This is a genomic window from Pseudomonas sp. P106(2024) (genome assembly GCF_057480815.1).
In genome coordinates this window covers 53,843-72,556 of the sequence record NZ_JBLIYU010000012.1, presented here as the reverse complement: position 1 = coordinate 72,556, position 18,714 = coordinate 53,843, and the positions used below count along the sequence as shown (strand labels likewise).

The window sequence follows — 18,714 nt, the reverse complement described above, 5'->3', positions numbered from 1 at the left end:
CGGCGCCGGCCGGATAGGCGCAGAATAGGCGCCCCCGGATTCGCATCCCCGGGGTTCGTGGAGAGCAAGCAATGGTTTTTGATCAGGTCCGTCAGCGGCGCCTGTCCGACGACATCGTCGACCGGTTGGAAGGGATGATTCTCGAGGGCACGCTGACTTCGGGGCAGCGCCTTCCCGCCGAGCGCGTCCTGGCCGAGCAGTTCGGCGTGTCTCGTCCGTCACTGCGCGAGGCCATCCAGAAGCTGGTCGCAAAGGGGCTGCTGGTCAGCCGTCAGGGTGGCGGCAACTATGTGGCCGAAGCCCTGGGTTCCACCTTCAGCGACCCGCTGTTGCAGCTGTTGGAGCGCAATCCGGAGGCTCAGCGCGACTTGCTGGAGTTCCGTCATACCTTGGAGGCGTCATGCGCCTACTACGCGGCCCAGCGTGCTACCGAGCCTGATCGCGAGCGTTTGAAGACGGCGTTCGATGCGCTGCAGGATTGCTACAGCCGTGTCGGCGAGGTGGACCGGGTGGAGGAGGGCGCGGCCGATGCGCGTTTCCACCTGGCCATTGCCGAAGCCAGTCACAACGCTGTGCTGCTGCATACCATCCGCGGCTTGTTCGACCTGCTCAAGCGCAACGTGGTGACCAACATCGGCGGCATGTACCAGCAGCGCACGGAGACCCGCGACATGCTGATCAGTCAGCATCGCGAGTTGTACCTGGCGATTGTCGAGGGGCGGGCGGACGATGCGCGGGAGGTGTCGAGCCGGCACATCCTGTATGTGCAGGAGGTGCTGCAGGAGGCGCAGCAGGAGGCCCAGCGGGTGGCCCGGGCGGAGCGGCGCAGCGGGCGCTGAGAGGCGGCGTACGCGGTTCTTGTGGGAGCGGCCACCACTCAAGATCGTCGGGGCTGCTTCGCAGTCCTATCGCGACACGAGGCCGCCCCTACAGTGACCGAGCAGGGCAGGAATTATTCTTCCTTGCCCTTGTTGCGCATCGTGCGTTGCAGCTCGCGGTTGGAGTCGCGTTCGCGCACGGTGTCGCGCTTGTCGAACTCCTTCTTGCCCTTGCCGAGCGCGATTTCGCACTTGATCAGGTGCTTGCTCCAGTACAGCGACATCGCCACGCAGGTGTAGCCCTTCTGCGCCACGGCCGCTTCCAGGCGCTCCAGCTCGCGCTTGTTCAGCAGCAGCTTGCGGGTGCGGATCGGGTCGGCGATGACGTGGGTGCTGGCGGTTGTCAGCGGGGTGATGTGGCTGCCGAACAGCCAGGCTTCGCCATCCTTGAGCAGCACGTAGCTGTCGGTCAGGTGCGCCTTGCCGGCCCGCAGGCTCTTTACTTCCCAGCCGGACAGGACCAGCCCGGCCTCGAACTTGTGTTCGATGAAGTAATCGTGTCGCGCCTTCTTGTTCTGCGCGATGGTCCCGGTCGGATGTTTCTTTTGCTTAGCCATAGGGGCGGCATTATAGGGAGAGTCCGCGTCCTCGGCTATGGGGTTTAGGTGCGCTTGAGCCAGTTGTGTGAATCCCGGACAATACAGGCCTCGTTCTGCCACACAGAACCGTATTCGAGGCGCTGCGACGCGCCGCCGCCCAGATTGGAAGTGACGCCTGGATGACTACCCATATTCAACGCTCCGCCCTGCTGCCGTTCCCTGCCCAGGCGCTCTACGACCTGGTCAATGATGTGGCCAGCTACCCGGAGTTCCTGCCCTGGTGCTCGGCTTCCACCGTGCTCGAGGCCAGCGACACGCACATGCGGGCCAGGCTGGAAGTGGCCAAGGGCGGTATGAGCCAGCAGTTCACCACGCGCAATGTGCTGGTGCCGGGCCAGTCGATCGAAATGAACCTGGAAGATGGGCCGTTCACCCAGCTGCACGGTTTGTGGGTGTTCAAGCCGCTGGGCGAGAAGGCCTGCAAGATCAGCCTCGACCTGTCGTTCGATTATGCCGGCGCCCTGGTGCGGGCGACACTGGGGCCATTGTTCAATCAGGCGGCCAATACCATGGTCGATGCGTTTTGCCAGCGTGCCAAGCAGATCAATGGCTGATTAGGGCTCGTGGTCTGATCCGCAGGCTTTTCGACAGCGCAATTAAAAGCCCGGACTGGATCCGGGCTTTTTAGTGTCGGCGCATTTACTGCGGCGAGGTTTCCAGCGGTGCTGGCGTCGGGACCGGGGTGGTCTCGATGTTGTCGATTTCTTTTTGCAGTGTGTCTTCCAGCGAGCCTGGCTTGGCCGGCTTTTCGGATTGGCTGGGCTGCTTGACCGGGCTGACCGTGGTGTCGCCGCTGCCGCCGAGGATTTCCTGGTCGCGGCTGACGCCCGGCATGAAGTCGCCGGAGAGGCTGACCAGTTGGTCGCTCTCGTTGAAGAAGATGCTCATGCGCTCTTGCTGGCGCTGGCCGCCGCCGGGCTGCAGGCTGTACAGGTAGTCCCAGCGGTTGGTGTGGAAAGTGTCCTGCAGCAGCGGGTTGCCCATGATAAACCTTACTTGCCGGCGGGTCATTCCCGGACGCAATTGGTCTATCATGTCCTGCGTGACGACATTGCCCTGCTGGATGTCGATTTTGTAAACCCCGGGAAACGAGCAACCGGCGAGTGCGAGCAGTCCCACTAGGGTGAGGCTGGTTAGCAAGAGCTTGGTGTTTTGCATCGGTGGGCGACTTCCACTATCTTGGCTGGACAACGTAAACCCCGATCATACCCGTATTAAGAGAAGCTGCGAAGCAGCATCGGCGAGAAAGCTGACCATGGTTGAAAATAGCGAATTGCGCAAAGCGGGCCTCAAGGTTACCCTGCCTCGAGTCAAGATTCTTCAGATGCTCGACTCCGCCGAGCAGCGTCACATGAGTGCCGAGGATGTCTACAAGGCGCTGATGGAAGCTGGCGAGGATGTCGGTCTGGCGACCGTGTACCGCGTACTGACCCAATTCGAAGCGGCGGGCCTGGTGGAGCGCCACAACTTTGATGGCGGCCACGCGGTGTTCGAGCTGGCGGATGGCAAGCACCACGATCACATGGTCAACGTGGACAGCGGTGAAGTCATTGAATTCTTCGATGCCGAAATCGAGAAGCGCCAGAAAGAGATCGTTGCCGAGCATGGCTTCGAGCTGGTGGACCACAATCTGGTTCTGTATGTGCGTAAAAAGAAGTAACGATTTAGATCGTTATTGATGACAAAGGCGACCTTCGGGTCGCCTTTGTGCTTTGTGGTGTCTCAAGTCTTGCGCGATTTCTGGAGCGCGAAGGCTCAGGCCTTGCTGCTCACTACCATCTTGCGCGCATGGGCCAGCGACTCCTTGGTCAGGTCGATCCCACCCAGCATCCGCGCCACTTCCTCGACCCGCTCGCGCTTGCCCAGGCTGGCCACGGCGGTGTGCGTGGTGTCGCTGTTGCGCACCTTGTGCACGAACAGGTGGTGATGGCCCTGCGCTGCCACCTGGGGCAGGTGGGTCACGGTCAGGACCTGGCCGCGCTCGCCTAGGCGGCGAAGCAGTTGGCCGACGATCTCTGCCGTCGGGCCGCCGATCCCCACGTCCACTTCGTCGAACACCAGGGTCGGAATGCGCGAGGTCTGCGCGGTGATCACCTGGATCGCCAGGCTGATACGCGACAGCTCACCGCCCGAGGCGACCTTGGCCAGGCCCTTAAGTGGCTGGCCGGGGTTGGCGCTGACCAGCAGTTCGATCTGCTCCAGGCCATGGGGCGAAAGGTCGCCGTTGTCGAAGGGCGTAAGTTCGATGCAGAAGCGCCCGCCGGGCATGCCCAGGCGCTGGATTTCCTGCTCGACGGCGGTGGCCAGTTGCTTGGCGGCCTGCTGGCGCAGCGCGCTCAGCTCGCTGGCTTTCTCTTTATAGTGCTGGGCGTAGGCGGCCAGCTCCTCGCCCAGGCGCTCAACCGACTCGTCGCTGGCGTTAAGTCCCTCGAGCTCCTCCATCAGGCGTTGTTGCAGGTGCGGTAGCTCGGTAGGGTGTACACGGTGTTTGCGGGCGAGGGTATAGATGGTGTCCAGGCGCTCTTCCAAGGCCTGAAGGCGCATCGGGTCGGCGTCGAAGTTGTCGAGGAAGCGGTTGAGTTCGCCAACGGCCTCCTCTACCTGGATCTGCGCGCTGGCGATCAGGTTGACCGCCTCGTCCAGCGCCTTTGGGCCGTTGACGACTGCGGTGAGCCGGTTGAGGCTGACAGTCAGGGCGCTCAGCACGTTGCCCGAGTCGCTTTCGCTGCACTGCTCGATGACCTGGCGGCAGATGCCGAACAGCGCCTCGGCGTTGGTCAGGTTCTTGTGTTCCTGTTCCAGCTGTTCCAGCTCGTTCTCGCCAAGGCCGAGGTTGTCCAGTTCTTCCAGTTGGTAGCTGAGCAGTTGATGGCGCGCCCGTTGCTCGTCTCCGGAATTGCTCAGGCGCTCCAGCTCCTGGCGTGTCTGGTTCCAGCGCTTGGCGGCCAGTTGGACCTGGCGGGCCAGGTCGCTGGCGCCGGCGTATTCGTCAACCAGTCGGCGGTGGGTGTCGGTCTTGAGCAGTGACTGGTGTTCATGCTGGCTGTGAATGTCGATCAGCAGTTCGCCCAGGGCCTTGAGGTCGCCCAGTGGGCAGGGGGTGCCGTTGATGTAGCCTCGGCTGCGGCCCTCGGCGGTAATCACCCGGCGCAGGATGCACGGCCCGTCGCTTTCCAGGTCGCGCTCGGCGAGCCAGGCGTGGGCCTCGGGGATGTCGATCAGGTCGAAGGTGGCGAGGATGTCTGCCTTGTCGGTGCCCGGGCGCACCACGCCGCTGTCGGCGCGGTCGCCCAGGGCCAGGCCGAGGGCGTCGAGCATGATCGACTTGCCAGCCCCGGTCTCGCCGGTGATCACGGACATGCCGCGGGCGATTTCGAGGTCGAGGTGTTCGACGATGGCGTAGTTGTGAATGGACAGGTGCACCAGCATGGGGCGGCTCCCGGAAGGTCGTGTCTGGATATTTATACAGTGCTTTTCGCGAGTCTGCCAATAGCCGGTCGACGAATGTGGAAAAGCACCTTCCCCCTTGAACCTGGTTTTTCCGACCCCATATAGCCGGCAAGACATGGCGAGCCTGGCTCGCACGACAGAAATCGTGGAGGAGAAACCCAATGGCTGACGAACAGCTGGATGAGAAGAACCTGAATTCCGAAGAAGCAGGCGCCGCGAATGCCGATGCCCGTGTCCTGGAGCTCGAGGAGCAGCTGGCCGCCGCCAAGGACCAGTCCCTGCGCGCCGCCGCCGACCTGCAGAACATCCGCCGCCGTGCCGAGCAGGATGTCGAGAAGGCCCACAAGTTCGCCCTGGAGAAGTTCGCCGGCGACCTGCTGCCGATCATCGACAGCCTGGAGCGTGGCCTGGAACTGTCCAATGCCGACGACGAGACCATCAAGCCGATGCGCGAAGGCATCGAGCTGACCCTGAAGATGTTCCAGGACACCCTCAAGCGCTACAACCTCGAGGCCATCGATCCGCACGGCCAGCCATTCAACGCCGAGCACCACCAGGCGATGGCCATGCAGGAAAGCGCCGAGGTCGAGCCGAACAGCGTGCTGAACGTGTTCCAGAAAGGCTACCTGCTCAACGGCCGCCTGCTGCGCCCCGCCATGGTGGTGGTCAGCAAGGCGCCGAGCGCTGCGCAGCCTTCGATCAATGAAAAGGCTTGAAATCTTTCCGGGCACCCCCATCTAGGTGTCAAGCCTTCAAGTATTAGTGCAGTGGGCCAAGGCAGTCGCTGCTATCAAATTCAAGTTTCGGGAGAATCAACATGGGTAAAATCATCGGTATCGACCTGGGGACCACCAACTCCTGCGTCTCCGTGCTGGAAAACGGCACCGCCAAGGTCATCGAGAACGCTGAAGGCGCGCGTACCACGCCTTCGATCATCGCCTACGCAAACGACGGCGAAATCCTGGTCGGTCAGTCGGCCAAGCGCCAGGCGGTCACCAACCCGCACAACACCCTGTTCGCTGTGAAGCGCCTGATCGGCCGCCGTTTCGAAGAAGATGTCGTGCAGAAAGACATCAAGCTGGTGCCTTACAAGATCGTCAAGGCCAGCAACGGTGACGCTTGGGTCGAGGCCTCCGGCAAGGAAATGGCTCCGCCGCAGATCAGCGCCGAAGTCCTGAAGAAGATGAAGAAGACTGCCGAAGATTACCTCGGCGAGCCGGTCACCGAAGCGGTCATCACCGTGCCGGCCTACTTCAACGACAGCCAGCGTCAGGCCACCAAGGATGCCGGTCGCATCGCCGGTCTGGACGTAAAACGCATCATCAACGAACCGACCGCCGCTGCGCTGGCGTACGGCATGGACAAGGCCAAGGGCGACCACACCGTCATCGTTTATGACCTCGGTGGTGGTACCTTCGACGTTTCGGTCATCGAAATCGCCGAAGTCGACGGTGAGCACCAGTTCGAAGTACTGGCCACCAACGGCGACACCTTCCTGGGTGGCGAAGACTTCGACATGCGCCTGATCGACTACCTCGTCGACGAGTTCAAGAAAGAGTCCGGCATGGATCTGAAGAACGATCCCCTGGCCCTGCAGCGCCTGAAAGAAGCCGCTGAAAAGGCCAAGATCGAGCTGTCCTCGAGCCAGCAGACCGATGTCAACCTGCCGTACATCACCGCAGATGCGACCGGGCCGAAACACTTGAATGTGAAGATTTCCCGCTCCAAGCTGGAGTCGCTGGTCGAAGACCTGGTCAACCGTACCATCGAGCCATGCCGCATCGCCCTGAAGGACGCCGGCATCGACGCCAGCAAGATCGACGACGTGATCCTGGTCGGTGGCCAGACCCGTATGCCGATGGTGCAGAAAGCCGTTGCCGACTTCTTCGGTAAAGAAGCGCGCAAGGACGTCAACCCAGACGAAGCCGTTGCCATGGGTGCCGCCATCCAGGGTGCTGTTCTGGCTGGTGACGTCAAGGACGTGCTGCTGCTGGACGTCAGCCCGCTGACCCTGGGTATCGAAACCATGGGCGGCGTGATGACCGCGCTGATCGAGAAGAACACCACCATCCCGACCAAGAAGTCGCAGGTGTTCTCGACCGCCGATGACAACCAGGGCGCCGTGACCATCCACGTGCTGCAGGGTGAGCGCAAGCAAGCTTCGCAGAACAAGTCGCTGGGCAAGTTCGACCTGGCCGACATCCCGCCAGCTCCGCGCGGCGTGCCGCAGATCGAAGTGACCTTCGACATCGACGCCAACGGCATCCTGCACGTCGGCGCGAAGGACAAGGCCACCGGCAAGGCGCAGTCGATCGTGATCAAGGCCAACTCCGGCCTGTCCGACGAAGAAATCGAGAAAATGGTGCGTGACGCCGAGGCCAACGCCGAGGAAGATCGCAAGTTCGAAGAACTGGCCGCCGCCCGTAACCAGGGTGACGCGCTGGTTCACTCGACCCGCAAGATGGTCGCTGAAGCCGGTGACAAGGTCACCGCTGAAGAGAAGACCGCCATCGAGGCCGCCGTGGTCGCCCTGGAAGCCGCCGTCAAAGGCGACGACAAGGCCGCCATCGACGCCAAGGTCGAGGAGCTGTCCAAGGTCTCGGCGCCTGTTGCCCAGAAGATGTACGCCGAGCAGCAGGCCGAGCAGCCACAGGGCGGCGCCCAGCAGGCCGAGCCGGAAGCCAAGCACGACGACGTGGTTGATGCCGAGTTCGAAGAAGTGAAAGACAACAACAAGCAGTAATTCCTGCATGTTGTCGGCCGGTTCACCGTCGTTTGCTGGTGAACTGGTAGGATGTCGCCGCGCGGGAGCTTGCTCCCGCGTTGGCGTGTCTGGAACACGAGAATTATTTACGGCATCTGTCGCGGCGCATTCGTCCATGACGGCAGGTGCTGGTGGCATGGCGCACGATGCGCCGAGGTATGCCGAACGCCCCCAAGAGTGCAAATGACCTATGGCAAAGCGTGATTTTTATGAGGTCCTGGGTGTCGAGCGTGGCGCCAGTGAAGGTGATCTCAAGAAGGCCTACCGCCGTCTGGCGATGAAGTACCACCCGGATCGCAACCCGGGCGACAAGGAGTCGGAAGACCTGTTCAAGGAGGCCAACGAGGCCTACGAGGTGCTGTCCGATGCCAGCAAGCGCGCGGCATACGATCAGTATGGCCACGCCGGTGTTGACCCGAGCATGGGTGGCGGCGGTGCCGGTTTCGGTGGTGCCAACTTCTCCGACATCTTTGGCGATGTCTTCAGCGACTTCTTCGGCGGCGGCCGCGGAGGCGGTCGTGGTGGTGCCCAGCGCGGCAGCGACCTGCGCTACACCCTCGAGCTCAACCTCGAAGAGGCGGTGCGCGGCACCACGGTCAACATTCGTGTGCCCACGCTGGTCAACTGCAAGCCGTGCGACGGCTCCGGCGCCAAGAAGGGCTCGACACCGTCGACCTGCCCGACCTGCGGCGGTATCGGCCAGGTGCGCATGCAGCAGGGCTTCTTCGCCGTGCAGCAGACCTGTCCGCGTTGCCATGGCCAGGGCAAGATCATCACCGACCCTTGCGGTTCGTGCCACGGCGAAGGTCGTGTAGAGGAGTACAAGACGCTGTCGGTCAAGGTTCCGGCCGGTGTCGATACCGGTGATCGCATTCGCCTGTCCGGCGAAGGCGAGGCGGGCGCCCATGGTGGTCCTACCGGTGACCTGTATGTGGTCGTCAATGTGCGCGAGCACCCGATCTTCCAGCGCGACGGCAAGCACCTCTACTGCGAAGTGCCGATCAGCTATACCGATGCCGCCCTGGGTGGCGAGCTGGAAGTGCCGACCCTCGATGGTCGCGTGAAGCTGAAGATCCCCGAAGGCACCCAGACCGGCAAGCAGTTCCGCTTGCGCGGCAAGGGCGTGGCGCCGGTGCGCGGTGGCGCGGCAGGCGACCTGCTGTGCCGGGTGGCGGTGGAAACGCCGGTCAACCTCAGTCGTCGCCAGCGCGAGCTGCTCGAAGAGCTGCGCGATTCGCTGGAAGGCGACAGCTCCCATTCGCCCAAGGCCAGCGGCTGGTTCGAGGGTGTGAAGCGCTTCTTCGGCGATCTCTGAGAAGGAACAGGCTATGCGACGTATTGCGGTAATGGGCGCGGCGGGGCGGATGGGCAAGACCCTCGTCGAGGCTGTGCAGCAGCAGGCGCCCCAGGCCGGGCTGACAGCGGCGATCGATCGCCCGGACAGCTCGCTGGTCGGGGCCGATGCCGGTGAGCTGGCGGCCCTGGGGCGTATCGGCGTGCTGATCTGCGATGACCTGGCCAAGGTCGCCGACGAGTTCGATGTGCTGATCGATTTCACGCATCCTTCGGTGACCCTGAAGAACCTGGCGTTCTGCCGCAAGGTGGGCAAGGCCATGGTCATCGGCACCACCGGTTTCACGCCGGAAGAGAAAGGGTTGCTGGCGGAGGCGGGCAAGGAGATTCCGATCGTCTTCGCCGCGAACTTCAGCGTGGGCGTGAACCTCAGCCTCAAGCTGCTGGACATGGCGGCCCGGGTGCTGGGCGATGATGTGGATATCGAGATCATCGAAGCTCATCACCGGCACAAGGTCGACGCGCCGTCGGGGACCGCTCTGCGCATGGGTGAAGTGGTTGCCAATGCGTTGGGGCGCGACTTGCAGGAAGTGGCCGTTTATGGCCGTGAGGGCCAGACTGGCGCCCGTGATCGCAAGACCATCGGTTTCGCTACTGTACGTGCCGGTGATGTGGTCGGTGACCACACCGTGCTGTTCGCCGCCGAAGGCGAGCGCCTGGAGATCACCCACAAGGCCTCCAGCCGCATGACGTTCGCCAAGGGCGCCGTACGCGCTGCGCTGTGGCTGGAAGGGCGTGAGCCTGGCCTGTACGACATGCAGGACGTGCTTGAGCTGCGTTGATGTCGCGGGGCTGCCTGGCAGCCCCTTGTCGCATTAGTGTGGTTTAGAGACACATCTACGGTAGACCCAAAACGCACTTTTCTGTAAGCTACAGCTTTAGTGTGTCCACTAAAAGCGCGCAGCGAATTGAATTCAGCACTTAAAAGCGGGGTGACGTGTCCATACGTCACTCCGCTTTTTTGCAACCTGCGATCGCCCTTTCATGCTTGATTTACGGGAGGTCTTCTTGACAAAGCCAGCCATACTCGCCCTTGCCGACGGCAGTATTTTTCGCGGTGAAGCCATTGGTGCCGACGGTCAGACCGTTGGCGAGGTGGTATTCAACACCGCTATGACCGGCTACCAGGAAATCCTTACAGACCCTTCCTACTCGCAGCAAATCGTCACCCTGACCTACCCGCACATCGGCAATACCGGCACCACCCCGGAAGACGCCGAATCCAACCGCGTCTGGTCCGCCGGCCTGGTCATCCGCGACCTGCCGCTGTTGGCCAGCAACTGGCGCAATACCCAGTCGCTGCCTGAGTACCTCAAGGCCAACAATGTTGTCGCCATCGCCGGTATCGATACCCGTCGCCTGACCCGTATCCTGCGTGAAAAAGGCGCCCAGAATGGTTGCATCCTCGCCGGTGACAACATCACCGAAGAGCAGGCCATCGCCGCTGCCCGTGCCTTCCCGGGCCTGAAGGGCATGGACCTGGCCAAGGTCGTTTCCACCAAGGAGCGCTACGAGTGGCGTTCCAGCGTCTGGGAACTGAAGACCGACAGCCACCCGACCATCGACGCTGCCGACCTGCCGTACCACGTAGTTGCCTTCGACTACGGCGTCAAGTTGAACATCCTGCGCATGCTGGTCGCGCGTGGTTGCCGCGTGACCGTGGTGCCTGCCCAGACCCCGGCCAGCGAAGTGCTCGCGCTCAACCCCGATGGTGTGTTCCTGTCCAACGGCCCTGGTGATCCGGAGCCATGCGACTACGCCATCCAGGCGATCAAGGAAATCCTCGAGACCGAGATTCCGGTCTTCGGCATCTGCCTCGGCCACCAACTGCTGGCCTTGGCCTCCGGCGCCAAGACCGTGAAGATGGGTCATGGCCACCACGGTGCCAACCACCCGGTCCAGGATCTGGACACCGGCGTGGTCATGATCACCAGCCAGAACCACGGCTTTGCCGTCGATGAAGCCACCTTGCCGGCTAACGTACGCGCCATTCACAAGTCGCTGTTCGACGGTACCCTGCAGGGTATCGAGCGCACCGACAAGAGCGCGTTCAGCTTCCAGGGTCACCCTGAAGCGAGCCCAGGCCCGACCGACGTCGCGCCACTGTTCGATCGTTTCACCGATGCCATGGCCAAGCGCCGCTGAGCATCCTGCTTCAAGGCCCCGGGCCGGCTCGCGCCGCGCCCGGCAGTGCCTGACCCAGATTGTTCAAAGCGGCTTGCCGACTGACCCCGGATTTGAGTGATAACCATGCCAAAACGTACAGACATCAAAAGCATCCTGATTCTCGGCGCTGGCCCGATCGTGATCGGCCAGGCCTGCGAATTCGACTACTCCGGCGCCCAGGCCTGCAAGGCCCTGCGCGAGGAAGGTTTCCGTGTCATCCTGGTGAACTCCAACCCGGCCACCATCATGACCGACCCGGCCATGGCCGACGCCACCTACATCGAGCCGATCAAGTGGCAGTCGGTGGCCAAGATCATCGAGAAAGAGCGCCCTGACGCCGTCCTGCCGACCATGGGTGGCCAGACCGCGCTGAACTGCGCCCTGGACCTGGAGCGCCATGGCGTCCTGGAGAAGTTCGGCGTAGAGATGATCGGCGCCAACGCCGACACCATCGACAAGGCTGAAGACCGTTCGCGCTTCGACAAGGCGATGAAGGACATCGGCCTGGAGTGCCCGCGCTCCGGTATCGCCCACAGCATGGAAGAGGCCAACGCGGTCCTCGAGAAGCTCGGCTTCCCATGCATCATCCGCCCATCGTTCACCATGGGCGGCACGGGCGGTGGTATCGCCTACAACCGTGAAGAGTTCGAAGAAATCTGCACCCGTGGTCTGGACCTGTCGCCGACCAAGGAGCTGCTGATCGACGAATCGCTGATCGGCTGGAAGGAATACGAGATGGAGGTGGTCCGCGACAAGAAGGACAACTGCATCATCGTCTGCTCGATCGAGAACTTCGACCCGATGGGCGTGCACACCGGTGACTCGATCACCGTTGCTCCGGCACAGACCCTGACCGACAAGGAATACCAGATCATGCGCAACGCCTCGCTGGCGGTGCTGCGTGAAATCGGTGTCGAGACCGGCGGCTCCAACGTGCAGTTCGGTATCTGCCCGAACACTGGCCGCATGGTCGTGATCGAGATGAACCCGCGGGTTTCCCGTTCCTCGGCCCTGGCTTCCAAGGCCACCGGCTTCCCGATCGCCAAGATCGCCGCCAAGCTGGCCATCGGCTACACCCTCGACGAGCTGCAGAACGACATCACCGGTGGCCGCACCCCGGCGTCCTTCGAGCCGTCGATCGACTACGTCGTCACCAAGCTGCCACGCTTCGCCTTCGAAAAATTCCCGAAAGCCGACGCCCGCCTGACCACCCAGATGAAATCCGTGGGTGAAGTCATGGCCATCGGCCGCACCTTCCAGGAATCCCTGCAGAAAGCCCTGCGCGGCCTGGAAGTCGGTGCCTGCGGCCTCGACCCGAAAGTCGACCTGGCCAGCCCGGAAGCGGCCAGCATCCTCAAGCGCGAGCTGACCGTGCCGGGCGCCGAGCGTATCTGGTACGTCGCCGACGCGATGCGTTCGGGCATGACCATCGAGGAAATCTTTGCCCTGACCGGCATCGACCTGTGGTTCCTGGTACAGATGGAAGACCTGATCAAGGAAGAAGAAAAGGTCAAGACCCTGGCCCTGTCGTCGATCGACAAGGACTACATGCTGCGCCTCAAGCGCAAGGGCTTCTCGGACCAGCGCCTGGCCAAGCTGCTCGGCATCACCGACAAGAACCTGCGCCGTCACCGCCACAAGCTGGAAGTGTTCCCGGTGTACAAGCGCGTCGACACCTGCGCCGCCGAGTTCGCCACCGATACCGCCTACCTGTACTCGACCTACGAGGAAGAGTGCGAGGCCAACCCGTCGACCCGTGACAAGATCATGATCCTGGGTGGCGGCCCGAACCGTATCGGCCAGGGCATCGAGTTCGACTACTGCTGTGTGCACGCCGCGCTGGCCCTGCGTGAAGACGGTTACGAGACCATCATGGTCAACTGCAACCCTGAGACCGTCTCCACCGACTACGACACCTCCGACCGCCTGTACTTCGAGCCGCTGACCCTGGAAGACGTGCTGGAAGTCTGCCGCGTCGAGAAGCCGAAGGGCGTGATCGTCCACTACGGCGGCCAGACCCCGCTGAAACTGGCGCGTGCCCTGGAAGAAGCCGGCGTACCGATCATCGGTACCAGCCCGGACGCCATCGACCGCGCCGAAGACCGCGAGCGCTTCCAGCAGATGGTTCAGCGCCTGAACCTGCTGCAGCCGCCAAACGCCACCGTTCGCAGCGAAGACGAAGCCATCGCTGCCGCTGGCAAGATCGGTTACCCGCTGGTGGTTCGCCCGTCCTACGTGCTGGGCGGCCGCGCCATGGAGATCGTCTACGAACTGGACGAGCTCAAGCGCTACCTGCGTGAAGCGGTGCAGGTCTCCAACGACAGCCCGGTGCTGCTCGACCACTTCCTCAACTGCGCCATCGAGATGGACGTGGACGCGGTCTGCGACGGCACCGACGTGGTGATCGGCGCGATCATGCAACACATCGAGCAGGCCGGCGTTCACTCCGGCGACTCGGCGTGCTCGCTGCCGCCTTACTCGCTGAGCAAGGAAGTACAGGACGAAGTCCGCGTCCAGGTCAAGAAAATGGCCCTGGAGCTGGGCGTGGTCGGCCTGATGAACGTGCAGCTGGCCCTGCAGGGCGACAAGATCTACGTGATCGAGGTCAACCCACGCGCCTCGCGTACCGTGCCATTCGTCTCCAAGTGCATCGGCACTTCCCTGGCGATGATCGCGGCCCGCGTCATGGCCGGCAAGACCCTGAAAGAGCTGGGCTTCACCCAGGAAATCATCCCGAACTTCTACAGCGTCAAGGAAGCCGTCTTCCCGTTCGCCAAGTTCCCGGGGGTTGACCCGATCCTCGGCCCTGAGATGAAATCGACCGGTGAAGTCATGGGCGTCGGCGACAGCTTCGGCGAAGCCTTCGCCAAGGCCCAGATGGGCGCCAGCGAAGTGCTGCCGACCGGTGGTACCGCGTTCATCAGTGTGCGTGACGACGACAAGCCGCAAGTGGCTGGCGTTGCCCGCGACCTGATCGCCCTGGGCTTCGAAGTGGTCGCCACTGCCGGCACCGCCAAGGTAATCGAAGCGGCCGGCCTGAAAGTGCGTCGCGTGAACAAGGTGACCGAGGGGCGTCCGCACGTGGTCGACATGATCAAGAACGACGAAGTGTCGCTGATCATCAACACCACCGAAGGTCGCCAGTCGATCGCTGACTCCTACTCGATTCGTCGCAATGCGTTGCAGCACAAGATCTACTGCACCACCACCATTGCGGCCGGTGAAGCCATCTGCGAGGCGCTGAAATTCGGTCCGGAAAAGACCGTTCGTCGCCTGCAGGATCTGCATGCAGGACTCAAAGCATGAGCATTACCAAATACCCGATGACCGTCCAGGGCGCTCGCGCCCTGGAGGAAGAGCATCTGTTCCTGAGCAAGACCGAGCGCCCACGCCTGAGCCAGGCGATCGGCGAGGCTCGCGAGCTGGGCGATCTCAAGGAAAACGCCGAATACCACGCCGCCCGTGAGGAGCAGGGCATGGTCGAGGCGCGTATCCGCGATATCGAAGGCCGTCTGCAGAACTCGGTGGTGATCGACGTCACCACCATCGCCCACACCGGCAAGGTGATTTTCGGCACCACCGTGGTGCTGGCGAACACCGAGACCGATGAAGAGGTGACCTACCAGATCGTCGGCGAAGACGAAGCCGACGTGAAGCAGGGCAAGCTCTCCAGCGGTGCGCCGATCGCCCGCGCCATCATCGGCAAGGAAGAAGGTGATACTGTCGTCGTCAAGACGCCAAGTGGCACGGTCGAGTACGAGATTGTCGAAGTCAAGCACATCTGACCGGCGCCTGCGGGCGCCATCCCTCGAGGGGATCCTCTGGCAGCTGGCCCAGGTGTTCTGGGTCGGCGGCCTGTGGGTGTTCCACGTGGGGCTGGTGCCGGCGCTCAAGGTCAGTGGCCTGGCGCCTTTGCTGGTGCACGACGTGGCTGCGCAGATCGACCGCTGGTTGATTGGCGTGGCCATGCTCGGGTTGTTGACCCAGTTGGCAGTGCTGGCGAGGGTGGATGGCCTGGCGGCCTGGTGGCGGCAGTTCCGCGGCCAGATGCTGCTGCTCGGCTTCGGCGCCTGCGTCAGCTACTACACGCTGCGCTACGGGATCTCCGTGGGCGAGCGTTGGCAGATGTTCTGCTTCCTGGTGCTGGGCTTCTCCGGCATCGTGCTGGTGGCCCAGCCGGTCCCGGTCAGGGCGCGGCGGTAAGCGACTCAATATCGCCGGGGCCGCTTTGCGGCCCTTTCGCGATGCAAGGCCGCTCCCGCAGGGATTGCGCTGCGCCGGAGGTCGGTGCGGCCCCCTGTGGGAGCGGCCTTGTGTCGCGAAAGGGCTGCGCAGCAGCCCTGCTACCGTTACTTGTAACGGTGGATGTTGGACAGCTGCTTGTTCGGCTGTGGGTTCTTGCGGTAGATCAGCGCTTTCTTGCCGATGGTCTGCACCAGTTCGGCGCGGCCGGCCTTGCACAGTTCGGCGATGGTCTCGGCGCGTTCCTCGCGATCTTCCGAGCGAATCTCGACCTTGATCAGCTCATGGTCGACCAGGGCGCGCTCCAGTTCGGCGATCACGCCTTCATTCAAACCGTTGCCAGCAACGATCAGGACCGGCTTCAGGTCGTGACCAATGGACTTGTATTGCTTCTTCTGCTCGTTATTGAGCGGCATAATCTGACCCTTTTCGTCTGATTCTGTAAAATTGACGGGCATTTTACCCGAGGGCCTGTGGCTCCGCCCAGTCAAACACGACGCATATCATCGAGGTGCCCCGTGGTACAACGTTCCAAAAGCAGCGCAAACTGGCTGCGTGAACATTTCAACGATCCTTTCGTCAAGCAGGCGCAGAAGGATGGCTACCGCTCGCGCGCGAGCTACAAGCTGCTGGAGATCCAGGAGAAAGACCGCCTGATCCGTCCGGGCATGAGCGTGATCGACCTCGGTGCGGCTCCCGGTGGCTGGTCGCAGGTGACCAGTCGTCTGATTGGCGGGCAGGGCCGGCTGATCGCCTCGGACATCCTGGAAATGGACTCGATACCCGACGTTACCTTTATCCAGGGCGACTTCACCCAGGATGAAGTGCTGCAGCAGATTCTGCAGGCGGTCGGCGATTCGCACGTGGACCTTGTGATTTCCGATATGGCCCCCAATATGAGTGGTACGCCTGCAGTGGACATGCCGCGCGCCATGTTCCTCTGTGAACTGGCCCTGGATCTTGCGACCCGTGTGCTCAAGCCCGGCGGAGATTTCCTGATCAAGATCTTCCAGGGCGAAGGCTTCGACATGTACCTCAAGGACGTGCGCAGCAAGTTCGACAAGGTGCAGATGCGCAAGCCGTCCTCCTCGCGAGACCGTTCCCGTGAACAGTACCTGCTGGGCAAGGGTTTCAAGGGCGCATGAAAGGCGTGTTGCGGGGTTGCCGATAGTTATTTCCAATCGGCCGTCCCGACTGGATTGTCCGAACTTCGTGTAGTCTAGCTTTCACAAAGGGTTACAGACGGTGCCTGCGGATGCGTGGGTAATGTAGTAAGTTAGGGCGATGAATATCATGCGAGGCACGGCTGCGTCGTGCGCCGGCCTCAGAGGGTAGCGAATTGAACGACATGGCAAAGAATCTGATCCTGTGGTTGATCATCGCCGCCGTCCTGGTGACGGTGATGAACAACTTCTCCAGCCCTAACGAGCCGCAGACCCTCAACTATTCCGACTTCATCCAGCAGGTCAAGGATGGCAAGGTTGAGCGGGTGACCGTCGACGGCTATATCATTACCGGCAAGCGCACTGACGGCGACAACTTCAAGACCGTACGCCCGGCGATTACCGACAACGGCTTGATCGGAGACCTGGTCGACAACCACGTCACCGTCGAGGGCAAGCAACCTGAACAACAGAGCATCTGGACCCAGTTGCTGGTTGCGAGCTTCCCGATCCTGGTGATCATCGCCGTGTTCATGTTCTTCATGCGCCAGATGCAGGGCGGTGCCGGTGGCAAGGGCGGGCCAATGAGCTTCGGCAAGAGCAAGGCGCGCCTGCTGTCCGAAGACCAGGTGAAAACCACCCTGGCTGACGTCGCCGGCTGCGACGAGGCCAAGGAAGAGGTTGGCGAACTGGTCGAATTCCTGCGCGATCCGGGCAAGTTCCAGCGCCTGGGTGGTCGTATCCCTCGCGGCGTGCTGATGGTCGGCCCGCCGGGTACCGGTAAAACCCTGTTGGCCAAGGCCATTGCCGGTGAAGCCAAGGTGCCGTTCTTCACCATTTCCGGTTCCGACTTCGTCGAGATGTTCGTCGGCGTGGGCGCCAGTCGTGTTCGCGATATGTTCGAACAGGCCAAGAAGCACGCGCCGTGCATCATCTTCATCGACGAGATCGACGCTGTCGGTCGTCATCGTGGCGCCGGCATGGGTGGCGGTCACGATGAGCGCGAGCAGACCCTGAACCAGTTGCTGGTCGAGATGGACGGCTTCGAGATGAACGATGGCATCATCGTCATTGCAGCCACCAACCGGCCCGACGTGCTCGACCCGGCGCTGCTGCGTCCCGGTCGCTTCGACCGCCAGGTGGTGGTTGGCCTGCCGGACATTCGCGGTCGTGAGCAGATCCTCAAGGTGCATATGCGCAAGGTCCCGGTTGGCGAGAACGTCAACGCGGCGGTCATTGCCCGTGGTACCCCGGGCTTCTCCGGTGCCGACCTGGCCAACCTGGTCAACGAGGCGTCGCTGTTCGCCGCCCGTGCCAGCAAGCGCCTGGTCGAGATGAAGGAGTTCGAACTGGCCAAAGACAAGATCATGATGGGCGCCGAGCGCAAGACCATGGTCATGTCCGAGAAAGAGAAGCAGAACACCGCGTATCACGAGGCGGGCCACGCCATCGTCGGTCGCGTCGTTCCCGAGCACGACCCGGTCTACAAGGTCTCGATCATTCCCCGTGGCCGCGCCCTGGGCGTGACCATGTTCCTGCCGGAAGAAGACCGCTACAGCCTGTCCAAACGTGCGCTGATCAGCCAGATCTGCTCGCTGTACGGTGGCCGTATCGCCGAAGAGATGACCCTGGGCTTCGACGGTGTTACCACCGGGGCCTCCAACGACATCATGCGCGCCAGCCAGATCGCCCGGAACATGGTCACCAAGTGGGGCCTGTCCGAGAAACTCGGCCCGCTGATGTACGCCGAAGAGGAGGGCGAGGTATTCCTCGGTCGCAGCGCGGCGAGCCAGCATGCCAGCGTCTCGGGCGAAACCGCCAAGATGATCGACTCCGAAGTGCGCAGCATCATCGATCAGTGCTACGCCACGGCCAAGCAGATCCTTACCGACAACCGCGACAAGCTCGACGCCATGGCCGAGGCCTTGATGAAGTACGAAACCATCGATGCCGACCAGATCGACGACATCATGGCTGGCCGTACCCCGCGCGAGCCACGTGACTGGGACAATGATTCCGGAACCTCCGGCAACCAGGCTTCCCAGGATGATCGTCCGGAGTCGCCGATCGGCGGTCCAGCGGCTCAACACTAAGGGTAT

General features: G+C 62.4%; 17 protein-coding genes. 13 read left to right on the top strand and 4 right to left on the bottom strand.

Annotated features, from left to right (window positions below):
* The first annotated feature begins 71 nt into the window (after positions 1 to 71).
* On the top strand, positions 72 to 839 hold the full coding sequence (locus AC25M7_RS18775; protein WP_028691271.1) for an FCD domain-containing protein: 768 nt from the start codon (positions 72 to 74) through the stop codon (positions 837 to 839).
* A gap of 113 nt (positions 840 to 952) precedes the next feature.
* Here AC25M7_RS18775 and smpB read toward each other — a convergent pair whose 3' ends face one another.
* Complete coding sequence (smpB, locus tag AC25M7_RS18770; RefSeq protein WP_011532120.1) at positions 953 to 1,435, bottom strand: SsrA-binding protein SmpB; 483 nt, start codon at positions 1,433 to 1,435, stop codon at positions 953 to 955.
* A 161-nt stretch (positions 1,436 to 1,596) separates the two neighbouring features.
* On the opposite strand from smpB, the gene AC25M7_RS18765 reads away from it, so the two are divergent.
* Positions 1,597 to 2,031 carry a type II toxin-antitoxin system RatA family toxin gene (locus tag AC25M7_RS18765; RefSeq protein ID WP_028691270.1) on the top strand — a complete coding sequence of 145 codons (435 nt, stop codon included), beginning with the start codon at positions 1,597 to 1,599 and terminating at the stop codon, positions 2,029 to 2,031.
* Positions 2,032 to 2,116: 85 nt separating this feature from the next.
* Here the strand turns inward: AC25M7_RS18765 and AC25M7_RS18760 are convergent, their stop codons facing one another.
* Positions 2,117 to 2,635 (bottom strand): outer membrane protein assembly factor BamE, encoded by a 519-nt coding sequence (locus AC25M7_RS18760; protein WP_028691269.1) that lies wholly within the window; start codon positions 2,633 to 2,635, stop codon positions 2,117 to 2,119.
* Positions 2,636 to 2,732: 97 nt separating this feature from the next.
* On the opposite strand from AC25M7_RS18760, the gene fur reads away from it, so the two are divergent.
* Positions 2,733 to 3,137 carry a ferric iron uptake transcriptional regulator gene (fur, locus tag AC25M7_RS18755; RefSeq protein ID WP_028691268.1) on the top strand — a complete coding sequence of 135 codons (405 nt, stop codon included), beginning with the start codon at positions 2,733 to 2,735 and terminating at the stop codon, positions 3,135 to 3,137.
* Between the two features lie 95 nt (positions 3,138 to 3,232).
* Here the strand turns inward: fur and recN are convergent, their stop codons facing one another.
* Positions 3,233 to 4,906 carry a DNA repair protein RecN gene (gene recN / locus AC25M7_RS18750; protein WP_028691267.1) on the bottom strand — a complete coding sequence of 558 codons (1,674 nt, stop codon included), beginning with the start codon at positions 4,904 to 4,906 and terminating at the stop codon, positions 3,233 to 3,235.
* A gap of 182 nt (positions 4,907 to 5,088) precedes the next feature.
* Between recN and grpE the strand changes: the two genes are divergently transcribed.
* The 8 genes from grpE (at position 5,089) to AC25M7_RS18710 (ending at position 15,413) form a co-directional block, all read left to right on the top strand.
* Complete coding sequence (gene grpE / locus AC25M7_RS18745; protein WP_028691266.1) at positions 5,089 to 5,643, top strand: nucleotide exchange factor GrpE; 555 nt, start codon at positions 5,089 to 5,091, stop codon at positions 5,641 to 5,643.
* Positions 5,644 to 5,744: 101 nt separating this feature from the next.
* Complete coding sequence (gene dnaK, locus AC25M7_RS18740) at positions 5,745 to 7,670, top strand: molecular chaperone DnaK (RefSeq protein WP_028691265.1); 1,926 nt, start codon at positions 5,745 to 5,747, stop codon at positions 7,668 to 7,670.
* Between the two features lie 211 nt (positions 7,671 to 7,881).
* On the top strand, positions 7,882 to 9,006 hold the full coding sequence (gene dnaJ / locus AC25M7_RS18735; protein ID WP_028691264.1) for a molecular chaperone DnaJ: 1,125 nt from the start codon (positions 7,882 to 7,884) through the stop codon (positions 9,004 to 9,006).
* A gap of 13 nt (positions 9,007 to 9,019) precedes the next feature.
* Complete coding sequence (gene dapB / locus AC25M7_RS18730; RefSeq protein WP_486971354.1) at positions 9,020 to 9,826, top strand: 4-hydroxy-tetrahydrodipicolinate reductase; 807 nt, start codon at positions 9,020 to 9,022, stop codon at positions 9,824 to 9,826.
* A gap of 226 nt (positions 9,827 to 10,052) precedes the next feature.
* Positions 10,053 to 11,189, top strand: coding sequence for a glutamine-hydrolyzing carbamoyl-phosphate synthase small subunit (gene carA, locus AC25M7_RS18725; RefSeq protein WP_023629348.1), 1,137 nt, complete (start codon positions 10,053 to 10,055; stop codon positions 11,187 to 11,189).
* 105 nt (positions 11,190 to 11,294) lie between these two features.
* Positions 11,295 to 14,516 carry a carbamoyl-phosphate synthase large subunit gene (gene carB / locus AC25M7_RS18720; RefSeq protein WP_028691262.1) on the top strand — a complete coding sequence of 1,074 codons (3,222 nt, stop codon included), beginning with the start codon at positions 11,295 to 11,297 and terminating at the stop codon, positions 14,514 to 14,516.
* A complete protein-coding gene (gene greA, locus AC25M7_RS18715; protein ID WP_011532131.1) occupies positions 14,513 to 14,995 on the top strand; it encodes a transcription elongation factor GreA in 483 nt (160 codons plus the stop codon). The genes carB and greA overlap by 4 nt, the downstream gene beginning before the upstream one ends.
* Positions 14,973 to 15,413 carry a hypothetical protein gene (locus tag AC25M7_RS18710; protein ID WP_011532132.1) on the top strand — a complete coding sequence of 147 codons (441 nt, stop codon included), beginning with the start codon at positions 14,973 to 14,975 and terminating at the stop codon, positions 15,411 to 15,413. The genes greA and AC25M7_RS18710 overlap by 23 nt, the downstream gene beginning before the upstream one ends.
* Before the next feature lie 146 nt (positions 15,414 to 15,559).
* On the opposite strand, the gene yhbY is transcribed toward AC25M7_RS18710, so the two are convergent.
* Positions 15,560 to 15,868: a ribosome assembly RNA-binding protein YhbY gene (yhbY, locus tag AC25M7_RS18705; protein WP_003249945.1), complete on the bottom strand. Its 309-nt coding sequence runs from the start codon at positions 15,866 to 15,868 to the stop codon at positions 15,560 to 15,562.
* A 102-nt stretch (positions 15,869 to 15,970) separates the two neighbouring features.
* Between yhbY and rlmE the strand changes: the two genes are divergently transcribed.
* Positions 15,971 to 16,597, top strand: a complete 627-nt coding sequence (gene rlmE, locus AC25M7_RS18700) for a 23S rRNA (uridine(2552)-2'-O)-methyltransferase RlmE (RefSeq protein ID WP_011532133.1) — start codon at positions 15,971 to 15,973, stop codon at positions 16,595 to 16,597.
* Between the two features lie 203 nt (positions 16,598 to 16,800).
* Positions 16,801 to 18,708 carry an ATP-dependent zinc metalloprotease FtsH gene (gene ftsH / locus AC25M7_RS18695; RefSeq protein WP_028691259.1) on the top strand — a complete coding sequence of 636 codons (1,908 nt, stop codon included), beginning with the start codon at positions 16,801 to 16,803 and terminating at the stop codon, positions 18,706 to 18,708.
* Positions 18,709 to 18,714 lie beyond the last annotated feature (6 nt).